We start from the raw sequence: 16,178 nt of genomic DNA on the forward strand, positions 1-16,178 counted from the left end.
CAAAACGCCCCACCCGGCCGCCGAGCACCCCTAGTATGGCCGCACCGGTCGGCACCGGGGGCGGGTTTTGGTCGAACTCGTTGGTGACCGATTCCGATTCTGTCGGCCACGGCACGCGTCGATCGGTCCCACCCGTGCACTTCCGGTGTTGCGGACAGGACAGAATGCTGCTTGCAAGCCGACCTCCGGTGCGTGGGAAGTCCACACCGGACTGCCTCGGTGAGAAGTCCAAACCAGATCATCCAAGCCGGGTCTTTCAGTCAGACCGGCACGATACGGAAGGGTGCTGCGTCCGGTGAGCACGCTGCAGTTCAAGCGAACGCCACGCATGGCCGCCCCGAAGCCACCGGGCGGGGAGGTCCATCTCGAACCGCCCCCCGAAATTCCGCGGGCCGTGCCGGGCAACATCGTCCAGAAGTTCCTTCCGGCCGTCATGATCGTCGCCTCGCTGGGAATGATGGTATTCATGCTTCAGCGGGCCAGGGACAACCCGATGATGATGATGATGCCGATGATGATGCTGGTGTCCACCATCGGGATGATGGCCGGTGGCAACCAGGGCGGTGGCCAGAGCAAGGCCGAGATGAACGAGGACCGCAAGGACTACCTGCGCTACCTCGGCCAGATGCGCGATCGGGCACGGGAGGCCGCCGACGAGCAGCGGCTGGCGCGGAGCTGGGTCCATCCCGAGCCGCGGACGTTGTGGTCCATCGCGACGAGCCGCCGGATGTGGGAGCGCAGGTCCGGCGACAACGATTTCTGCCAGATACGGGTGGGAATCGGCTCGCAGCGGCTGGAGACCCGCCTCGTGCCACCGCAGACGGGTCCGGTCGACGAGTTGGAGCCGATCACCACGCTGGCGTTGCGCCGGTTCGTGCGCGCGCATTCGCTCGTGTCCGGGTTGCCCGTCGCAACTTCGCTGCGCGGGTTCGCCGCCGTGGGCCTGCAGGGCGAGCGCGAGATGTGCCGGGGCCTGGTGCGCGCGATGATCGGCCAGTTGGCCACCTTCCACACCCCCGACGACGTCATCATCGCGGTGGCAAGTGGTGGCCGTTCCCGCGTGGAGTGGGACTGGGCCAAGTGGTTGCCGCACACCCAGCACCCCACCGAGACCGACGGCATCGGTCAGCAGCGCCTCATGGCGGGGTCGCTGCGCGCGATCGAGGAGATGCTGGCCGAGCAGCTCGATGAGCGTTCCCGATTCAACCGCAACAGCCCTCCGCCGGAGGGGCCGCACATCGTGATCGTGCTCGACGACGCGGAGATCAGCCGCGAGGAGCAGATCCTCATGGAGGGCGGCCTGGCCGGTGTGACACTGATCGACCTTTCGGATGCGCTGGGGCCGCTCACCAGCCGCCGCGGTATGCGCATGGTCGTCGAACCCGACCGGATCGGTGCGCGCAGCGGCAACAACGTCGAGTGGTTCGGCACGCCGGACTCGATGACCGAGGAGGAGGTCACCGCGCTGGCCCGGCAGCTCTCGCCGTACCGCGTCGCGAGTGGCGGACAGGCCGAGGTCGACAGTGGTGGGCAGGAACCGCTGACGACCCAGCAGAACTACCTGGAGCAGCTCGGGCTCACCGGCGATCCGATGACCTTCGACCTCAACGAGGCATGGCGGCCCCGCCCGATCCCGGAGCGCTACAGCGTCGCGATCGGTCCGGGTGAGTACGGTGACATCGTCTCGCTGGACATCAAGGAGACCGCTTCCGGTGGGATGGGCCCGCACGGCCTGTGCATCGGTGCGACCGGTTCGGGGAAGTCGGAGTTCCTGCGCACCATCGTGCTCGGGCTGCTGGCCACGCACTCCTCGACGGCGCTGAACTTCGTGCTGGTCGACTTCAAGGGTGGTGCCACGTTCAACGGCTTCGAGAAGGCGCCGCACGTTTCGGCCACGATCACCAACCTCGCCGATGACCTCACTCAGGTCGATCGGATGCAGGATGCGCTGGCCGGTGAGATGAACCGGCGTCAGGAGGAGCTGAACAAGGCGGGGGCCAAGAACGTCTGGGATTACGAGGAGAGGCGCCAGGCCGGAGAGGACCTGGCGCCGTTGCCCGCGCTGTTCGTCGTGGTCGACGAGTTCTCCGAGTTGCTGAGCACCAAGCCGGACTTCGCCGAACTGTTCACCATGATCGGACGCCTCGGCCGGTCACTGCAGGTGCATCTGCTGCTGGCCTCACAGCGCCTGGAGGAGGGCAAGCTGCGTGGTCTCGACTCGCACCTGTCCTATCGGATCGGGTTGAAGACCTTCAATGCGGCGGAGTCCCGTGCGGCGATCGGTGTTCCCGACGCAGGAGACCTGCCCGCCACCGGCGGTCACGGCTACCTCAAGCACCCGAACGGCATGGAGCGTTTCCGCGCCGCCTACGTGTCGGGGCACGTGCACCAGGGCACCGGGCGGCGCCGGACCGTGGCCGCCTCGCCGGTGACCGGAGCCAAGCGCCCCCGTTTCTTCGTGCCCGATCATGTCGAACTCCCCCAGGAACCGGAGCAGCCTGCCGCCGTCGAGCAGGCACCGGAGCCCAAGGAGGCCGAGGAGGACAAGCTCGCCCCGACGGACTTCCAGATCATCATCGACAAGGTTCAGGGACAGGGCCCGCCCGCGCACCAGGTGTGGTTGCCGCCGCTGGACGCGCCTCCGACGTTGGACACACTGTTGCCGCCGTTGTCGGTCACCGACGACCGGGGCTATGCCTCGGCCGGATATGCCGGAGCGGGCCGGTTGCAGGTTCCGGTGGGCATCATCGACATGCCCTATCAGCAGCGCCAGGACCACATGGTGGTGGACCTGGGCGGTGCCAACGGGCACGGTGCCGTCGTCGGGGGACCACAGTCGGGCAAGTCGAACCTGTTCCGGACGTTGATCACCTCGATGGCGTTGACGCACACTCCGCAGGAGGTGCAGTTCTACTGCATCGACCTCGGTGGTGGATCGATGGCGGCGCTGCAGACACTGCCGCATGTGGGTGGTTTCGGCGGGCGCCGTGATCCGGACACGGTGCGGCGCACGATCGCGGAGCTGAAGGCACTGCTGTCCGAGCGCGAGGCCCGGTTCCAGGAGATGGGCATCGACTCGATGGGGGATTTCCGCAACCGCAAGCGTCGCGGGGAGATCACCAATGACGCCTACGGGGACGTGTTCCTGATCGTGGACGGGTGGGGCGCCTTCCGCAACGAGTTCGAGTCGTTGGAACAGGACGTGCTCAACCTGGCCGCACAGGGTCTGACGTTCGGCATTCACGTGTTCGTCTCGGGCAACCGGTGGGCCGAGATCCGGCCTGCGCTGAAGGACCTGATAGGGACTCGTTTCGAGTTGCGGTTGGGTGATGCCAGCGAGTCCGAGATCGACCGCAAGGTGGCTGTGAACGTCCCCTCCGGACGGCCGGGTCGGGGCCTGCACCCGAGCAACCTGCACTTTTTGACGGCTCTGCCTCGGGTGGACAGTGAGAACCTGGCCGACCGGGAGGGCTGGGAGGCCTACAACGAGGACCTGTCCGACGGGGTGGCCGACCTGGTCAACCGGGTACGCAGCTCGTGGCAGGGGCGCCCGGCTCCGCAGGTGCGGTTGCTGCCGGATGTGCTGCCCTACGAGCAGTTGCCCTCGGTGGAGCAGCAACCGAAGCCGAAGCTGGTGCCGATCGGCATCAACGAGGACGGGCTCAACCCGGTGTATCTGGATTTCGCGGCCGAGCCGCACTTCCACGCCTTCGCCGAACGGGAGGCGGGCAAGACCGCGCTGCTGCGCACGATCGTGCGGGGCATCACCGAGCGCTACACACCGCAGGAGGCGTTGATCCTGCTGGTGGACTACCGGCGCACGATGCTCGGTTTCCTCGACACCAAGCACCTGCTCGAGTACTCCGTGTCGGCCGACCAGCTCAAGAGCAATGTCGGCGAGGTGACCAATGCGCTGAAGAAGCGCCTGCCCGGCCCGGACGTGACGCAGGAGCAGCTCAAGAACCGTTCCTGGTGGTCCGGTCCCGAGTTGTTCGTCATCGTCGACGACTACGAACTGGTCGCCCCGCAGGGCAACAATCCGCTGGCCCCGCTGGCCGACTACATCCCGCAGGCCTCCGACGTCGGCCTGCACGTCGTGCTGGCCCGTAACTCCGGGGGCGCCAACCGAGCCCTGTTCGAGCCCGTCATCGGCAAGATGCGGGAATCCTCGGCTCCGGGCCTGGCGATGAGCGCCAACAAGGACGACGGCCAGCTCGTCGGCAACATCAAGTCGCGCACTCTGCCGCCGGGGCGCGGAACCCTCGTCAGTCGCAGCATGAAGGGAGGGCCCGAGCTCGTCCAGACCGCCTTCATCCGTCCGGAGTAGCTTGCCGGGTGAACTGTTGAGGCGTGCACACCCCGTACCTCTAGGGTGCTCGGAAAACGGATCATGCTGCTGACCCGGTGCCCGGCCGGTGGCGTCGGCCGAACGGAAGTCCGGCGACGGTAAAGGAGCTGTACGTGACCCTGCACGTCTCGGTCGACTTCGGTACTTCGAGCACCTGCACGGTCGTCTCCGTCGATGGTGGCGAACCACATGTGGTGGTCGTCGACGGTCGACCGTTGGTGCCGTCCGCGGTGTTCGCCGCCGTGGACGGCACTCTGTTCGTCGGGCAGGAGGCGGAGCGGCAGGCTGCCGTGGACCCGGCCCGCTTCGAACCCCATCCCAAGCGTCGTATCGACGAGGGGGAACTGCTGCTGGGGAGTTCCGTGCTGCGGGTCGATGCGGTGATCCGCGCGGTGCTGCAGCGCGTGGTCGGCGAGGCCCGCCGCTACGCCGGTGGAGCGGCTGTCGATCTGCTGGTCCTGACCCATCCGGCCGACTGGGGTTCACCGCGGACCGGACGACTGCACCGCGCGGCTACCGGTTTGGCCCGGGAGACCGCCCTGGTGCCCGAGCCCGTGGGGGCGGCGGTGTTCCACTCGGCCGGGTACGGACTGCCGGATGGTGGTGCCCTGGCCGTGCTCGATCTCGGTGGTGGCACGGTCGACGCCAGTGTGGTGCGCAGGCAGGGCCATGCGTTTCGGGTACTGGCCACCCGGGGCGAGCCGAACTTCGGCGGCGCCGACATCGATCAGGCACTGCTCGAACACGTCGGCGGTATCGCCTCGCCCGCCGATCCGCAGGCGTGGCGCCAACTGGTCGAGGGGCGGGAGATGGACGATCGCCGCCGCAGACGAGTTCTCCGGCAGGACGTACGCGGCGCGAAGGAAACCCTGTCCCGGCACAGCTACACCGACGTGCCCATGTCGCCGCCGTTTTCCGATGCTCATGTCACCAGGTCGGACCTGGAGCGGCTCATTGCCGAACCGCTGGCGAAGGCCGTGGATCTGGTCATGGCCGTCCTGCCGGAGGGGCAGGTGGCAGCCGGGCAGCTTGCCGGTGTGTTCCTCGTCGGGGGATCGAGTCGCGTACCGATGGTGTCCCGACTGATCCACGAGCGCACCGGGATTGTCCCGACCACTTTGGACCAGCCGGAGACGGTGGTGTCCCGTGGTGCGCTGCGCGCGGTGCGGCCGGGACCGGAACGTACGGGTGGACTTCCGCCCCCCGGTGCTGCGCGGCCACCGAACCGGTCGACCCCGGCAGGCCCTGCGGTGCCTGCCCGCCCGGATGGTGGTGTCCGGGCGGGCGGGCAGGTGGGTGCCCCGGCTGTGGCCGGGCACGCGGAGGCCACGGCGGGTGATTCGCTGAGCCGGGCGTCGACGATCGTGATCGGAGGCAGTGACCTGACGCGGCCGGTGATGGCGGGCCCGCCGCGGCGGCGCCGTTTCCGGCTGGTCCCGTTGCTCGCCGGTGCCGCCTGCGTGGTGGTGGTCGGCGCGATCGCGGCGACGATGGTCGCAGGCGGCGGCACCGATGCGGCACCGGCGCAGCATGTCACCCGGTATGGCTACGAATTCGCGTATCCGGCGGATTGGAAACAGGGCGGCGGCGACCCCGAGCTGTGGGAGACGCGAGTGAGCCCGCAGCGGGTTCGGCAGCCGCAGCGCAACGTGGTTTCGGTGCGCAAGGGCGAGTTCGAGTACAACGTCGAGAAGCAGCGCGTGCGCTCCGTTCGGGATCTGCGTCAACAGTACGACAAGCGCGTCGCCGCCGGTCGGCCGTTCTCCGGCTTCGACGGGCGCGCTCGTTTCGCGGACAGGGACGTCGTGCATTACCGGCAGCGGCGCCCGGAAGCCACTGTGGACTGGTATGTCCTGCATGCGGGGACGGCGCGCATCAGCGTCGGATGTCAGTACACACCGGCCGGAAAGAAGACCGTGCTGTCGGCATGCGAACGGATCGTGGGCTCGCTTACTGTGCGGTGAGCGGTGTTCCGGCCGCGGTGCGGGAATCTTTTCGCACCCGCAAATCCTACTTTCACCTGCGATTTCGTGGTGCTGCGTTTACAGCCGCAACCATTGTCCCGGAAAACCGGGACAGCGGGGGATCGGACGTGGCAATCTCTGCGTCGGAAGATCATCCGATCTCCGCGACCGCGTACTGAAGGGGGTTGAGCCGAGATGAGCAGTTTCGGTACCGATGCCGATCTGATGCAGAAGGCTTCCGGCCAGGTGGAAGAGGTCCGCAACAATGTGGACCAGGCCGTGAACAAGCTGCAGAGCGAGATCGAGCCGATGATCGCCTCGTGGGAAGGTCAGGCCAAGCGGACGTTCGAGCGTCTGTTCATGGACTTCCGGGAGAACGCCGACACGATCACCAGCAAGCTCGGTGAGCTCGGCGAGAACATCGGAACCTCCGGCCGGGAGTACACCCAGCGCGACGAGGAGCAGGCCGCGGAGCTGGGCAAGATCGAGGGCGCGCTCGGCGGCTGAGTCCTGCCTCCGTACTGCCACGGCGGCACTGCCACCGGTCATGCCACACCGGTCATGCACGGGGCGATGTAACCAAGACCACACGAGGGGAGATCCACGATGAGTATGATCCAGGTAGATTTCGGCCAGCTCGGAGCGGGTGCCGAGAGCCTGCAGCGCACCGCCAACCAGATCCAGGGGCAGCTCGACGAGCTCGAGCAGATGCTCAAGCCGCTGATCGAAACCTGGTCGGGTCAGGCGCAGGAGTCCTACTACGCCGCTCAGGCCGAGTGGGACAAGGCAGCGCAGAACCTGCAGGAGATCACCGCGAAGATGGGCACGGCGGTCCAGGTCGCCAACGAGTCCTACCAGCAGGGCGAGCGCATGAACGCTGCCAAGTTCGGTGGCTGAGACGGGCCGACATGGCCGAAGCGGCTGAGACGGCCGAATCCGCACGATAGCCGTGCCGGAAGCTCGGTCTCCGCCGGAACTCGCTCCGAACCGAGCTTCTCGAGCCGGGATGCCCCGGGTCCAGGCGGCCCGGGGCATCGTCGTGTGTCCGGCGTCGGGTATCCTCGCCATGGTTGGGACATGGTCATCGACCTTTCGGTGTGCCCCCGCTCGATGCAACCGGCGGGTGGAGCGGGCCGGGGACGGCCCGATGGAGGGACCCGTTTTGACCGTGTCTTCAGCCACCGAGTACTCTCAAATTCTGTTGTGCGGTGTGCACGACTGTGGTGCTCGGCTGGTGACCCATCCGAGACGATCGCCTGCACGGTGACCGTCTGACGTGAGGGTCCCGGCGACCCACAGGACGTGCCGGTTCCCCTGGGGCGAATCCGGGAGATCCGCCCCGGCGTGATGGGCGACGGGATACGACGGCCGCACCGAGATTCCGACGCGAACGACGACGAGGTAGACCCGTGCGCACGTACAGCCCCAAGGCCGGCGAGGTGACTCACGCCTGGCATGTGATCGACGCCGAGGACGTGGTGCTCGGCCGGCTGGCTACCGAGGCCGCCACGCTGCTGCGTGGTAAACACAAGCCGACCTACGCTCCGCACATGGACACCGGCGACTTCGTCGTCGTCGTCAATGCCGAGAAGGTGGCCCTGACCGGGAACAAGCGCGAGCAGGAGTTCGCCTACCGGCACAGCCACTACCCCGGCGGTCTGCGGAAGCAATCCTTCGGTGAAGTGCTGGACAAGCAACCCGAGCGGCTGCTGGAGAAGAGCATCAAGGGCATGCTGCCGAAGGGCAGGCTCGGCCGAGCCATGGGCAAGAAGCTCAAGGTCTATGCGGGTCCTGAGCACCCGCACCAGGCTCAGAATCCGCAGCCGTTCGAGATCAAGACGAAGGCCAAGAAGTGACCGAGGGACCAGAGGACCAGAACGTGACCACTGCAGAGCCCGACATCCCAGTTTCCGAGGAAGCGGCTTCCGCCGACCTCGAGCCCGACACCGCGCCCCAGAACGTGGCACCCGTTCCCACCGGTCGGCCGGTGCAGACCGTCGGTCGCCGTAAGGAGGCCGTGGTCCGGGTCCGTCTGGTACCCGGTAACGGCAAGTTCGTGCTCAACGGCAAGTCGTTCGACGACTACATGCCGAACAAGGTGCACCAGCAGCTCGTGCGGGAGCCGTTCGAGACGGTCGACCGTGCCGAGAATTTCGACGTCTACGCGAACCTGCGTGGCGGTGGGCCGTCCGGTCAGGCCGGTGCGATGCGCATGGCGATTGCGCGCGCGCTCGTGGAACTGGACGGCGAGGACCGTCCGGCTCTGAAGAAGGCGGGTATGCTGACCCGCGATTCCCGAGCCAAGGAACGCAAGAAGTACGGTCTCAAGAAGGCCCGTAAGTCGCCGCAGTACAGCAAGCGCTGACGCGGCTTCGCGAGCAACCTGCGGGAGCAGCCGTTCGTCCACAGGGCGTGCGACTGCTCCCGCAGTTGTTTGTTCGGGTATGCCCGAATCGGAGGCGTTGAGGCTGGAGGAGGATCTGCTTGTCTCGGTTGTTCGGTACCGACGGGGTACGGGGTCTGGCGAATGCGGAGCTGACCCCCGAGTTGGCGTTGTCCGTGGCTTCGGCGGCAGCCAGAGTGCTGTATGAGCGCGACGACTCGCATCGTCGGGTCGCGCTGGTCGGACGTGATCCCCGTGCCAGCGGTGAGATGCTGGAGGCCGCCGTCACGGCGGGTCTGACCTCGGCGGGAGCCGATGTCCTCCGGGTGGGGGTCATGCCGACGCCCGGGGTGGCGCATCTCGTCGGGGAGATGGACGCCGATCTCGGTGTGGTGATCTCCGCATCGCACAATCCGATGCCGGACAACGGGATCAAGCTGTTCGCGGCGGGTGGGCACAAGCTGCCGGATGCGGTCGAGGACGAGATCGCCGAGCGACTCCAGGAGTACGGTGATCGCCCGACCGGCAGCCACGTCGGACGTGTGCGTGATGTGCCGGACGCGGTGCAGCGCTATGTCGATCACCTGCTCGTGGCGACCCCACATCCCCTGGAGGGACTCCGGGTGGTGGTGGACTGCGCCAACGGTGCCGCCGCACTGGCCGCTCCCGAGGCCTACCGGCGTGCCGGTGCCGAGGTGATCGCACTGAACGCCGAACCGGATGGCCTGAACATCAACGACGCGGTCGGCTCCACGCATCCGGGGGGCCTGCAGGATGCCGTCGTGGAACACGGTGCGGACCTCGGTATCGCACACGACGGAGACGCCGACCGATGCCTGGCCGTGGACTCCGCGGGCACGCTCGTGGACGGGGATCAGATCATGGCGATCCTCGCGGTGGCGATGCAAGAGGACGGCGAGCTCATCGAGGACACGCTGGTCACCACCGTCATGAGCAACCTCGGTTTGCGGCTGGCGATGCGCGGATACGGCATCACGCTGCGGACGACGGCGGTGGGGGACCGCTACGTCCTGGAGGAACTCCGTGCGGGTGGGCTTGCTCTCGGCGGGGAGCAGTCCGGGCATGTGGTGCTTCCCGGGCACGCCACCACCGGTGACGGCCTGCTCACGGCGCTGCGCCTGATGGGACGGATGGCCGGTACCGGGCATCCGCTCGATGTGCTGGCTGCGACGATGACGCGGTTGCCGCAGGTGCTGGTCAACGTGCAGGTGTGGGACAAGACGGTCGCCGTTCAGGCCCCGACGGTGACCGATGCGGTCGCGGAGGCGGAAAAAGAGCTCGGTGACCACGGCCGTGTCCTGCTGCGTCCCTCGGGAACCGAGCAGCTCGTACGGGTGATGGTCGAAGCGCCGACCGCCGACGTGGCGCAGGACACCGCCGACCGATTGGCGCAGGTGGTGGGCGCGATCCGGTGAATCTGTGATTCACCTCTCCCCTTTGCCGTGCCGGTGTGAGATCATTCTCACATGGGTGCCATCGTTGTCGCCATTATGGTCGGATTGTTCGCGGTCGGCCTGGTTACTGCTCTTGTCGTCATGTCCGCGCTCGTGATCGCCGGCCTGAAGGTGATCAATGTGGCGCACGACGGCAGTAGCCGGCTGATCAATTACTGGCATCGACGGCCCACACATTGAACGGTTTCACCATGCGCGACTTCTTCGGTGGTCTGACCATCGTCCTGCTTCTTCCGCTCTTCGTCCTCGTGGTCGGAGTCATCGCCGTCGTCATCCTGGTCAGCTGACGCTCCAACACCTGATGCGGATGAGAAGCTGATCGCATGGAGAGTGCGATCATTCCGCTGTTCCTGCTGCTACTACTCATCGGTGGCGGTGCCGCGCTGACGATCGTGCTGAGCAGGCGCAAGCGCGCGCAGCGGCCCAGGTTTCCGTCGGCGGGTTACGGTTATTCGCCGACGCAGTATCCATCCCACCAGGCGCCACCGCAGACCTACGGCTATCCGTCCCAGCACGGGCATCCTCCTGTGCAGCCGGGTTGCTCGCCGCAGATGCCGGTGCAGCCGCCGCAGCCTTCTCCTCAGTACCCACCGCAGGGCGGCCCCTCTGCCTCTCGGTAGCTCAGCTCAGTCATCTTTGCGAGTGCAATCGCCTTACCTGAAGTTCTTTTGCGTGAGAAGTCGTCTGGCAAGATCAGGACCAATCGGTAGCGATGCTTATCCGAGTCGGTACGTGCGACTCGGATAAGCGATGCCGCAGTCGGGGAACGCAAGCAGGAGGGCTTCGTGGGACAGCCAGGGGGACCGTCGTACGACGGCGATGCGATGAAAGCGATCGCTCGCGACACCGAGGAGCTGGGTGCCGCTTTCGGGAAGGCGAAGAAGCCGGTGGAGACAGGTGAGGCAACGGCCGCATCTTTCGGTCTCCTCGGTGGGGAGACCCTGGTGGGGGAAGTCTTCGAAAACACCCGCGACAGACTCGTGACCTCGCTCGGTAAGGCTGAACGGCATGCGCGGGAACTTGCCGAAGGCGCGCGGACCTCGTTTGCGGATATGGACACGCGCGATGCGGCGCAAAGTCAGAATCTCGGCGAGCTTCAGGGGGAGGTGTAATCCATGTCCACGGAAGCGCCCGGCACTGATGTCAATTCGAGTGTCGAACCGGAACCGGAGGAGAACTCCGATTTCCATTTGAAGAAGCTCAGCGAGCTCGAAGATGTCATGAAAACGGATAACTGGGGACGTGTCTTCAAGAGGTGGCGAGAACACCCGGCGGCCGCGAAGCATTACCCGGGTTCCGAATATCCTGTTTATGGGACGGGGTTCATCGAGACGCATGACATCCCCGGCATCGAAGGGATCGACTGGGGAGCGCTCAATGCTACTGCCGATAAAATAGCCCAACTCGGTAATCATCGCAGTGACTGGGCCGGTGATGTGGACTCGCTCCAAAAGCGGCTGGACCAGGCTTGGCAGGGTACCGCAGCCGATGCTGCACGTGAGCAGTACCTTGCGATGAAGAAATCGATCAATACGTATTGTGATACAGCCAGTGCTTTCAGTCGTCATCTGAGATCTGCGGCACAGGTTCCTCGTGGAATGATCGGCCCGGGCGGATTGTCTGATTTCAAAGAGCGCAGTGTGTTCTGGAAGTCGTATGGCCAAGATGATCAATCCGAAGATATGCTTGATGATATCAACGGCATGGAAAAAATGATCAGTGATGGTTACTTGGCTAGCCCATCGAGCTTGAGTGAATATGGACCGTTCGGTCGGGCGGTTTTCTCGCGTACGGTCGATAAGGCCATGCGTGAAAATCATATGATAAGTTTGGAGGATGCGCGTAAAACAGATAATTACTACCGTATTCAGGTATCCTGGGACGACTTGAAACTTCCCGGTTCTCCGGGCTGCCGGGTTGATAGAGGAATTCTTTGGAGTGGTATCGCAAAGGGCGATGGCCAGGGCGGTACCAGCGCACACGATCGCATCAAGTGGCTGGATACCTTCTGTCACTGGTATGCGAATGACGTGGATAATCTACGAAAGCGGGTCCACGAGGCATACACCCTGACGGAAGAGGCCTGGAACGAACTCGGGAACCAGTTGGGTAAGCTCGACGTCGATTCGTTCGGGAAGTTGAGTATGGGAGATGCTCGAGCATCTCCGTCGAGGAAAGAGAGCCAGGAGAAGTCGTCGAACAAACCCGGTGAGAATACGGCTCCGGACCAATCGGGAACAGGTGATGCCGGGTCGGCGGCTCCGACAGGTGGTGGGGTCAGCGGCGGCAATATCGGTGGCGCCACCGGCGGTGGTTCCTCGGGTGGCATTCCCGGTGGCGGAGTCCCGAGCGGTATGGCGGGCGGTGGGAGCGCTGCTGCCCCGCAGTCATCGCAGATGCCGACTCCGCCCGAAATGCCGAAGCCCGGCGATGCCGCACCCTCGTCGGAGGCCTCATCCTCACCGGGGAATCCGCCGTCGTTCGGACCCGACCAGCCGCTCGTGCCGCCTCAGTCGCCCGGTGAGCAGGTCACCGTGGGCGAGGGGGACAACCGGATCTCCGTGCAGGAACCCGATCGGAGCGGGAACGTTGAGCTGACCGTGCTGGGGGAGGACGGCCAGCCTCGAACCTATGAAATCGGCTTCGGTACCGACAGCCAGCCGGAAGTCTCTCAGCCGGAAGTCTCTCAGCCGGAAGTCCTCCAGTCGGAGAGCTCACGACCGGATGTGCCGCAGCAAACCATGCCCGGCCAGGCGGAACCATCCGGCCAATTCGCCGTACCGGGGCAGTCCGCTGCCTCGGCGGATGCCGTGTCTCCGTCGAGCCCGAACGGTCCCGTGCAGGTATCGGCTGGTCAGGACGGTACGGCTCGCATCGAGGACGGGAACCGGACGATCACAGTGGAGCGGGCTCCTTCCGGTGAGCTCTCGCTGAGTGTGGACAACGGCGATGGCGCCCCGCAGAGTTATACGGTCGACTTCGGGGACCAGGGTGGTGCACAGCAGCAACCGTCCGTTCCGCCGCAGGGCCAGGCAACGACGTACTCGGCATTCGACGGGCAGGGGCCGTTGACGGTCGATGCTCCAGCAAGCAGTCCGGGTATGGCCGATTCACCCGCTCCCAGTGTTCAAGCGGGTGCTCCGCAGACGCCTGCTACCGGTTTCGGCCAGGAATTCGCGGCGAACCCGGTCATGTCGACATCGGCTTCTGCGGAAGCGAGCAGTAACTTCGCAACGACACCGGTGGATTCGTCGAATTTTCCGGCATCGACGACACCCCAGTCGGCGGGTTTCGCGACATCTCCATCGACAGGTTTCACGGCGATGAGCGGATTCGGCGCCGAAGAGGGCATACGGAACTCGTTCGGGAGTGCCTCCGGCAATCTTTTCGCTTCGGCGGATGGCTTCGCCTCGACCGACAGCACTGTCAGCAGCCAATGGGGCCAGCCGGTTGGGAATCCGCAGTCGCAGGGTGGTGCGACGGCGTTTGCGAGCATGGGGGGCGACGCCACGGGAGCAAGTTCGCAGGGAGCGACGGGCATGGCCTCGATGGGCGCTGTCGGCGGTGGTGAAGGATCGTCCGGCACCTCCGGCTCCGGTAGTAGTGGCGCGATGCCGATGGGCATGGGCGGTATGGGCGGCGCCGGACAGCAGGGCGGCGGAGACGAGGAGCGCAGCAACGACAGCCCCTGGCGTACCCAGGGTGACTTGTTCGACGACGGAATCGAAGCCGGAGCCGGTTTCCAGTATCGCGCAGTGCTGGGGGAGGATGAGGATAAGTGAGTGAATCCGCAAGCTCGTATTCCCCCCTGGACGATATCCTCGAAAAGTCGCGGCGACGCTTGAATGAACTCGATGCGGAGTACGAGGAAGGAGTAGCCGCGATTCAGGCCGAGATCGAGGAGCGGGAACGCGAAATCGAAGAAAAACAGGCCGAATACGATCGTAAGGAAGCCGAGCGGCGCGAAGCGGAACAGGCCGCGGCCCGTGAGCGGGCCCGGAAGGAGCAGCTCAGCTTCGGTGAGGCGGAGGACGACGATCCGTTTGCCGGGAAACAGCCGATTTCCTGGGGAGCTCCCTCGCAGCCGCAGGCTATGCCGGAATCGCAGTACCAGGCGCAAGCACAGCCGCACTCGGCCCCTGCGGCCGATTCCCGTTGGCAGGTGCAGGCAGGCAGATTCGGTCGACAAGAACAAGAGGAGGCTGCACGGCCGGAGCCGGAACCGGCCGCTCCACCGGCACCACCACGCCCCGCACCGCGTCGGCGGCCGGCTTTCGACGACGACTGGGATGACGATGATGACTTTTCCCAGCGCAGTTGGTTGCGGTGAATCATCGTGGTGGGTGCGGCCCGGCGTTGCCCGGGCCGCACCCGCTTTTTATAACGACATCGATCGAGAAGGAAAGCGCAGTGACTCAGGGATTTCCGCCTGGCCCGCCGGTCACCCCTCAAGTGGTCCACCCGCAGCAAGGCGGTTATACGCTGCCGAACAGGCCGTCGCAGGGAAAAGGATCAAGAGGATGGGCCATTGCATTGGGGCTGATGAGTACTGGCCCGATGATGTTTTACGTTATTACCGGCCTCGTCGAGAGAGTTGTTATCTCCGATAGCCTGGAGATGTTTGAAGAGCTGATATTTATCGACTATTGGCAATCGAGTATTGCGGCATGGCTGGTGTATGAATTAGCGTATTTCGCTTTTATTGTGTCCGGGATGATGACTGCCTTTTGTTCCTCCGTTGGGAGATGGGCTCTCGTTGCGGTATCCTTGACCTATTTTATCGTGTTGGGGCTGGATTTCTACTTTACCGGCGTTCCGGTGCCTGAGTTTGTCTGTGCTGCCGTTGCCCTGGCGCTCGCTTTTCTCCCGTCGGTGAATCGGGCATTTCGAAAGAATTCCGCGACTGTCGTTCGAGGGGCGATGGGCCATGGCGGACAGCCGATGCCGCAGCAGGCCGGTTACCCGCAGGCGCAGCCTCAAGCGATGCCTGCACAGTCGATGCAACCCCAGCAGCCGCAGATGTACCAGCAGCCGCCCCAGCCGCCTCAGCAGTATCCCCAGCAGCAGTGGCAGCAGGGCCCGCCGCGCTGAGGAATCACCCCGCCGCGCTGAGGACTCACGCTGTCACGAGCTCGCCGGTGGAGTGCTCGGCGTCGATGGGGCAGCGGGACACGTCGGCGTCGAGCAGGGCGTCGCCGCGCGTGTCGTCGGTGAGTGTGTGCAGCAGGAACGCCGTGAGCAGCGCTCGGGACAGCTTCTGCGTGCCGCGGTGGGCCTTGCCGTGGAACAGCAGTTCGGTCCAGTGGCGGCCCTCGGTGAAGCCGAGGTGGTCGGCTTTTTTGACCGTGCGCAGTTGCACCGGGCCGCCCCACGCCTTGGCGATCGGCTCGGCGTTGCCCGTGGCCGGGGCGAGCAGGTCCCGTTCCGCCGCGAGGTGCATTCCGGGCACGGTGACGCGCTCGGCCGCGGCCACCGCGGAGGGCATGGTCTCCGAGACCGCGAGGGTGGCGACCGAGCGGATGCGATCGTCCTCGGCGGCCGCGAGCACGGCACTGCCACCTCCCATGGCGTGCCCGGCAACGGCGAGCCGCTTCTCGTCGACGCTGATGTCGCCCTCGCCGAGACGTACTCCCGCGCAGATGTCCAAAGTCGTGCGCAGGTCGGAGGCGAACAGCCGATGGGAGGCGAAGGGGCCCCGATGGGTTCCCGGTGCGGCGGCGACGATGCCCCACGAGGCCAGGTGCCGCAGGAGACTCCGGTACCGCAGGGGCGGTTGCAGCCAACCGTGTCCGAACGCGACGGCGGGCAGGCCGCGCCCGCTGCGCGGGGTGCAGACCGTGCCGGGCAGTCCGACCAGCGCGAGGTCGCCGTGCAGCACCTCGTGTGGTCCCCGCTGCGACAGTTCCTCCAGTGCTTTTTTGGGGGACTTGGCAGCCTTGGGAATCTTGGCAGTGCGCGCCATGGCACATCACGGTAGCGGACCCGGCCGCTCTCGCGCGGTGGTGATA

Annotated in this window: 14 protein-coding genes; 13 read left to right on the top strand and 1 reads right to left on the bottom strand. The window is 65.6% G+C overall.

What is annotated here, in order from left to right; genetic code table 11:
* Window positions 1-295 precede the first annotated feature (295 nt).
* The 13 genes from eccCa (at window position 296) to JOF55_RS13480 (ending at window position 15,261) form a co-directional block, all read left to right on the top strand.
* Window positions 296-4,327 carry a type VII secretion protein EccCa gene (eccCa, locus tag JOF55_RS13420; protein WP_310274090.1) on the top strand — a complete coding sequence of 1,344 codons (4,032 nt, stop codon included), beginning with the start codon at window positions 296-298 and terminating at the stop codon, window positions 4,325-4,327.
* A gap of 134 nt (window positions 4,328-4,461) precedes the next feature.
* Window positions 4,462-6,312 (top strand): type VII secretion-associated protein, encoded by a 1,851-nt coding sequence (locus JOF55_RS13425; protein ID WP_310274092.1) that lies wholly within the window; start codon window positions 4,462-4,464, stop codon window positions 6,310-6,312.
* A gap of 195 nt (window positions 6,313-6,507) precedes the next feature.
* Window positions 6,508-6,819 (top strand): WXG100 family type VII secretion target, encoded by a 312-nt coding sequence (locus tag JOF55_RS13430; protein ID WP_310274094.1) that lies wholly within the window; start codon window positions 6,508-6,510, stop codon window positions 6,817-6,819.
* 99 nt (window positions 6,820-6,918) lie between these two features.
* On the top strand, window positions 6,919-7,209 hold the full coding sequence (locus JOF55_RS13435) for a WXG100 family type VII secretion target (RefSeq protein ID WP_310274097.1): 291 nt from the start codon (window positions 6,919-6,921) through the stop codon (window positions 7,207-7,209).
* Window positions 7,210-7,721: 512 nt separating this feature from the next.
* Window positions 7,722-8,168, top strand: coding sequence for a 50S ribosomal protein L13 (rplM, locus tag JOF55_RS13440; protein WP_310274099.1), 447 nt, complete (start codon window positions 7,722-7,724; stop codon window positions 8,166-8,168).
* Window positions 8,169-8,212: 44 nt separating this feature from the next.
* Entirely contained in the window at window positions 8,213-8,677 is a 465-nt protein-coding gene (rpsI, locus tag JOF55_RS13445) for a 30S ribosomal protein S9 (protein ID WP_374727485.1), read from the top strand.
* Window positions 8,678-8,796: 119 nt separating this feature from the next.
* Window positions 8,797-10,131 (top strand): phosphoglucosamine mutase, encoded by a 1,335-nt coding sequence (glmM, locus tag JOF55_RS13450; protein WP_310274101.1) that lies wholly within the window; start codon window positions 8,797-8,799, stop codon window positions 10,129-10,131.
* 51 nt (window positions 10,132-10,182) lie between these two features.
* The gene (locus JOF55_RS13455; RefSeq protein WP_310274103.1) at window positions 10,183-10,350 is read left to right on the top strand and encodes a hypothetical protein; all 168 of its coding nucleotides are present in this window, start codon (window positions 10,183-10,185) and stop codon (window positions 10,348-10,350) included.
* 143 nt (window positions 10,351-10,493) lie between these two features.
* A complete protein-coding gene (locus JOF55_RS13460) occupies window positions 10,494-10,790 on the top strand; it encodes a hypothetical protein (RefSeq protein ID WP_310274105.1) in 297 nt (98 codons plus the stop codon).
* Between the two features lie 165 nt (window positions 10,791-10,955).
* Window positions 10,956-11,282, top strand: coding sequence for a hypothetical protein (locus tag JOF55_RS13465; protein WP_310274107.1), 327 nt, complete (start codon window positions 10,956-10,958; stop codon window positions 11,280-11,282).
* 3 nt (window positions 11,283-11,285) lie between these two features.
* The gene (locus JOF55_RS13470) at window positions 11,286-13,952 is read left to right on the top strand and encodes a WXG100 family type VII secretion target (protein WP_310274109.1); all 2,667 of its coding nucleotides are present in this window, start codon (window positions 11,286-11,288) and stop codon (window positions 13,950-13,952) included.
* On the top strand, window positions 13,949-14,500 hold the full coding sequence (locus JOF55_RS13475; RefSeq protein WP_310274111.1) for a hypothetical protein: 552 nt from the start codon (window positions 13,949-13,951) through the stop codon (window positions 14,498-14,500). Before JOF55_RS13470 ends, JOF55_RS13475 begins: the two co-directional genes overlap by 4 nt.
* Window positions 14,501-14,580: 80 nt before the next feature.
* Window positions 14,581-15,261 (top strand): hypothetical protein, encoded by a 681-nt coding sequence (locus tag JOF55_RS13480; protein WP_310274112.1) that lies wholly within the window; start codon window positions 14,581-14,583, stop codon window positions 15,259-15,261.
* A gap of 25 nt (window positions 15,262-15,286) precedes the next feature.
* Here JOF55_RS13480 and JOF55_RS13485 read toward each other — a convergent pair whose 3' ends face one another.
* Entirely contained in the window at window positions 15,287-16,132 is an 846-nt protein-coding gene (locus JOF55_RS13485; protein WP_310274114.1) for a dienelactone hydrolase family protein, read from the bottom strand.
* Between the last annotated feature and the right edge of the window lie 46 nt (window positions 16,133-16,178).

Origin of the sequence: Haloactinomyces albus (assembly GCF_031458135.1) — a bacterium.
GTDB classification, from domain to species: domain Bacteria; phylum Actinomycetota; class Actinomycetes; order Mycobacteriales; family Pseudonocardiaceae; genus Haloactinomyces; species Haloactinomyces albus.

What these genes read in the sequence shown, in the direction of transcription:
- JOF55_RS13485 (WP_310274114.1), bottom strand. Translation starts at nt 16,132, where the DNA reads ATGGCGCGCACTGCCAAGATTCCCAAGGCTGCCAAGTCCCCCAAAAAA.
- JOF55_RS13435 (WP_310274097.1), top strand. Translation starts at nt 6,919, where the DNA reads ATGAGTATGATCCAGGTAGATTTCGGCCAGCTCGGAGCGGGTGCCGAG.
- JOF55_RS13460 (WP_310274105.1), top strand. Translation starts at nt 10,494, where the DNA reads ATGGAGAGTGCGATCATTCCGCTGTTCCTGCTGCTACTACTCATCGGT.
- JOF55_RS13455 (WP_310274103.1), top strand. Translation starts at nt 10,183, where the DNA reads ATGGGTGCCATCGTTGTCGCCATTATGGTCGGATTGTTCGCGGTCGGC.
- JOF55_RS13430 (WP_310274094.1), top strand. Translation starts at nt 6,508, where the DNA reads ATGAGCAGTTTCGGTACCGATGCCGATCTGATGCAGAAGGCTTCCGGC.
- JOF55_RS13470 (WP_310274109.1), top strand. Translation starts at nt 11,286, where the DNA reads ATGTCCACGGAAGCGCCCGGCACTGATGTCAATTCGAGTGTCGAACCG.